This is a genomic window from Synechococcus sp. OH2, assembly GCF_047462155.1.
In the GTDB taxonomy this organism is placed as follows: Bacteria; Cyanobacteriota; Cyanobacteriia; order Thermostichales; family Thermostichaceae; genus Thermostichus.
In genome coordinates, this window is sequence record NZ_JANSIR010000092.1 from 3,970 (window position 1) to 7,915 (window position 3,946).

At 60.0% G+C, this 3,946-nt stretch carries 4 protein-coding genes; 2 read left to right on the plus strand and 2 right to left on the minus strand.

Going from position 1 to position 3,946, the window contains the following annotated elements; all coding sequences use genetic code 11:
* Nucleotides 1-851, minus strand: an 851-nt coding sequence (locus NW835_RS08275) for a M50 family metallopeptidase (RefSeq protein ID WP_414415022.1), incomplete at its 3' end; no start/stop codon positions are given.
* A gap of 111 nt (nt 852-962) precedes the next feature.
* Complete coding sequence (locus NW835_RS08280; protein ID WP_414365781.1) at nt 963-1,205, minus strand: NifU family protein; 243 nt, start codon at nt 1,203-1,205, stop codon at nt 963-965.
* A 225-nt stretch (nt 1,206-1,430) separates the two neighbouring features.
* Between NW835_RS08280 and NW835_RS08285 the strand changes: the two genes are divergently transcribed.
* The gene (locus NW835_RS08285; protein WP_414365782.1) at nt 1,431-2,525 is read left to right on the plus strand and encodes a PIN/TRAM domain-containing protein; all 1,095 of its coding nucleotides are present in this window, start codon (nt 1,431-1,433) and stop codon (nt 2,523-2,525) included.
* Nucleotides 2,526-2,578: 53 nt separating this feature from the next.
* Nucleotides 2,579-3,946: histidine kinase dimerization/phospho-acceptor domain-containing protein (locus NW835_RS08290; RefSeq protein WP_414415023.1), on the plus strand; the 1,368-nt coding region annotated here is incomplete at its 3' end.

Sequence of the window (3,946 nt, forward strand, 5' to 3'; positions counted from 1 at the left end):
CGCGCCAAGTCGGCACCAATCTTGACAATCCCCACCGGCCCGGATACCTGGGTGGCCGTGTTTTGGAAGTTCTGCAGGAGCTGCTGCAGGCCACTGATGTTCATCATCACCAGGCGCTGGTAGGCATTCCCGGCTTCGGCAAAGATCTCTGCCAGGCTCTGGGCCGGGCGCAGTGTCACCTCTTGGTTGGGGGCCAGGTTGACCCCAATGGCCACCACCTCTCCCCGCATCTCGGGAATCACCGTGATCTCCAGAATGGGATCCCCTTCCCCTCGCTGCACCTGCAGAGGGACGGGCTGGTTTTCGCTGCGGCGAATCAACGCCTGAAAATCATTGAGAGCTGCCAAGGCCGAGGTCTCGTCGGCAACTGTGCTGTAGTCGTGGTCGGCCGCCCGCAACACCACATCTTCCGCCTGCAAGCCAGCTTGCTCCGCCGGGCTATCCGGCATCACCTGAGCAATGAGAATGCCAGGCTGGATGCGCGTAACCGAGGGGATCCCCACCGAAGCAAACATCAGCACCAGCACCAGGTAGGCAAAGGCCAGGTTGGCCATCACCCCCGCGCTCATCACCACCAGGCGATCCGCAACAGGGCGGTTCTTCAGCAGATCCGGGTCGTCGGGCGGGTAGGGGGAGCGCTCGTCATCGTCGGGAAAGCCCACGTAGCCCCCCAACGGCAGGGCGCGAATGGCGTACTCCGTCTCCTTGCCCTGGTAGCGCCACAGCACCGGGCCAAACCCCAGCGAAAAGCGGTTGACGTGGATCCCTTGGAGTTTGGCTGCCGCGAAGTGTCCCGCCTCATGCACCAGGATCAGCAGGGCGAGGATGGCGATGGAGAGGAGGACAGGCATGGGCTGGCTTGAAGGAAAGAAGGAAAAAAGGTCAAGAGGCAGAGAGTCACAGCGACGGCTGCACCTGCTGCCCTAGGGAACCAAGATAACAGACCAGAAGCGGCAGAGCCCTCAGAACACCTGTTCTACTTCCAGGATGTCGGGAATGCTCTCCCGCAACTTGCGCTCGATGCCCATTTTTAAGGTCAGGGTGGAACTGGGGCAGGCGCCACAGGCCCCCTGTAGGCGCAGCTTCACCACCGGTCCGTCGATTTCCACCAGCTCTACATTGCCGCCATCGGCTTGCAGGTAGGGGCGCAGCTCGTCCAACACTTTTTCCACATTTTCGGCGTTCAATTCCAGTGCTTGTGCCATAGTTGCTTCCAGCTTTGCTGAGACCTTGCCTAAGACGTTGATTGTAGCCATTTCTCGCCTCACCCCCCAAGCCAGGGAGGGATGGCCTTTCTTCAGCATAGTCTCCTTCTTTCGGGGTGGGGGATGAGATCCCTCTCTTCAGCCAGAAGACTAGAATAGGAGTCGGATTTGCCTATTGCGAGTAGCAGACCCAAGCATATTCTGAGCAGGGGCGCTTTCTTCGCCATGTTAGATGTCTTGCTGATTGGGATCTTCATGTTGGCCGGGGCAGGTCTCGGATTCTACGGCCTGGATCTGCTCCCTCCTGCCGCCATCCAGGGGGCCAATGTGGAGGGGGCGCGCGTGGTTACCAGCGGCTTTGGTGTCCTGGCGGGTTTGGCTTTGGGATCCCTGGTGCGCTGGGGCTACCGCCGCTTCGAGGCCAATGTACGCTCGCTGCCGCCGGATGTGTTGATCAGCCGCTCGGTGGGGCTGGTGATTGGCCTGGTGATTGCCAATTTGGCCATGGCTCCTGTCTATTTGTTGCCCCTGCCCCAGCAGCTCAATAACTTTATTGAGCCACTGGCCTCCATCTTTTTTAGCCTGTCCTTTGCCTACTTGGGGGTAAGTTTGGCCGATACCCATGGCCCTGCACTCCTGCGCCTGTTCAACCCCAACTACGCCCTGCAGGCGGCGGCAGAAGGCAGTGTGGTGGCGGCCAGCGCCAAGGTTTTGGACACCAGCTCGATCATCGACGGGCGCGTGGCCCAGTTGATCGAGACGGGCTTTTTGGAGGGGACGCTGGTGATCCCTCGCTTTGTCATCGCGGAGCTGCAAACCATTGCCGACAAAGCCGATCCGCAAAAACGGGAGCGAGGTCGCAGAGGGTTGGATACGCTGCAAGCGCTGCGCCAGTCTTACCCCGAGCGCTTTGTGATTCACGAAGCCAACTACCCGGATCTGACCACCGTGGACGAGAAGCTGGTGCGCCTTGCCCAAAATGTGGGGGGAACGCTGGTGACCACCGATTACAACCTGAAAAAGGTGGCCACGCTGCAGGGGATCAAGGTGCTGAACGTGAACGAGCTGGCCGAAGCGCTGCGACCCATCTACATTGCTGGCGATAGCTTCGAGATCAAGATTACCCGCGAAGGCAAGGAGCCGGGCCAGGGGGTAGGCTATCTGGAGGACGGCACGATGGTGGTGGTGGAAGAGGGACAGCGCTCTCTGGGCAAGACCCGCTCTGTTGTGGTGACCAGCGCCATTCAAACCTCGGCGGGCCGGATGATCTTTGCCCGACTCAACAAGGACTCCAGCCCAGCTTCCTCTGCGAAAACCTGAGGCTTCAGGCCGAAGAGCTCTGTTTTTCCGACGCAATGATGGCCTCTTCCCCAATGGGTGTCCTCCAACCAGATCTAATTTTCTACACCCAGGATCGCCAGCAGCGTTTCTGGAGTTTTTATTGGGAGGGTGCTGAGAACTACGCTATCTACCCGCCGCAGATCCTGAGCGGACAGCAAAGCTGGGAGGTGGCTAATGCGGAGGAGTACCAAGCCAAGCTCGAGCAGGTGTTTGCGAGTGGGGATCCCTTGCAGCACCAGTGTCAGGTGATCTCTCCCCGCTACAAGTTGCACTTGCATCTTTGCCTCAACCCGGTGCGGGACATGGAGGGGGAGGTGGTGGCCGTCTCGGTGGTGGGCAAGGTGTTGGGGGCAACGCCTTTCAACTTGGCCGGCGGAGCCAGCAGCTCTACTGCCCAGCCCCATCCCCTTCTGACCAACCCGGTGCCGGGGATCACGGCCCAGTTGCTGCGCAACATCGGCCACTCCCTGGATATCCGCGAGCTGTGCCAGCAGACGGTGGAGCAGTTGGGGCGGTTGTTTGGGGTGGATCGCTGCCTGTTGGCCCTCTACGAAGTGGGGCAGGACTCCCTCACGGTTAACGCCGAGTACCGCCGCAACCCAGGGGATCCCTCGCTGTTGAACCAGACGTTGCGTCTGGCGGATCACCCGCCTCTGCTGCAAGCCCTTCGTCAAGAAGAGCCGGTGGTGATGGGACGCCATCTGGCCATCGCCATGTCTTACCGGGGCTATGCCAACAGCCTGCTCTGGCTGGAAGTGTTGCCCCCCAACGAAGCCCCCGTCTGGCAGGCCGGCCACCTCCAGGTGCTGCAGAGCATCGCCACCTACCTGGGCACGGCGATTGCCCACGCCATCTTGCTGGATCAAAGCCGCCAACTGGCCACTCGCCTGCAGTTGGCCAACCAGACACTGCGCCAGAAAAACAAAGAGCTGGAGCAGGCCCGTGCCCAAGCAGAATCGGCCAACCAACTGAAAAGTCAATTCTTGGCCAATACTTCCCATGAGCTGCGCACCCCTCTCAACGGGATCATCGGCTTTATTAGGCTGGTGCTGGACGGAATGGCCGAAAGCCGAGAAGAGGAGCTGGACTTTTTGCAGGAAGCCTACCGCTCGGCCCTGCACCTGTTGGCCTTGATCAACGACGTGCTGGACATCGCCAAGATCGAGGCAGGCAAAATGCAGTTGGAGTTTCAGCCCTGCGACCTGCAAGTCCTCTTCAAGGATGTGGAGGCCAAAACCAGTTTGCAGGCCAGTCAAAAGGGATTGCAGCTCAGCTTCTACCTGCCCCCCACGGCAGAGCCCATTTTGCTCTATGGCGACTACCAACGCCTGCTGCAGGTGATGCTCAATCTAGTGGGCAATGCCATCAAGTTTACCCCCAGGGGTTCTGTGACGGTGCGA

Bases quoted from the DNA above. Each gene is read 5' to 3' on its own strand.
- NW835_RS08280 (WP_414365781.1), bottom strand. From the start codon at position 1,205: ATGGCACAAGCACTGGAATTGAACGCCGAAAATGTGGAAAAAGTGTTG.
- NW835_RS08285 (WP_414365782.1), top strand. From the start codon at position 1,431: ATGTTAGATGTCTTGCTGATTGGGATCTTCATGTTGGCCGGGGCAGGT.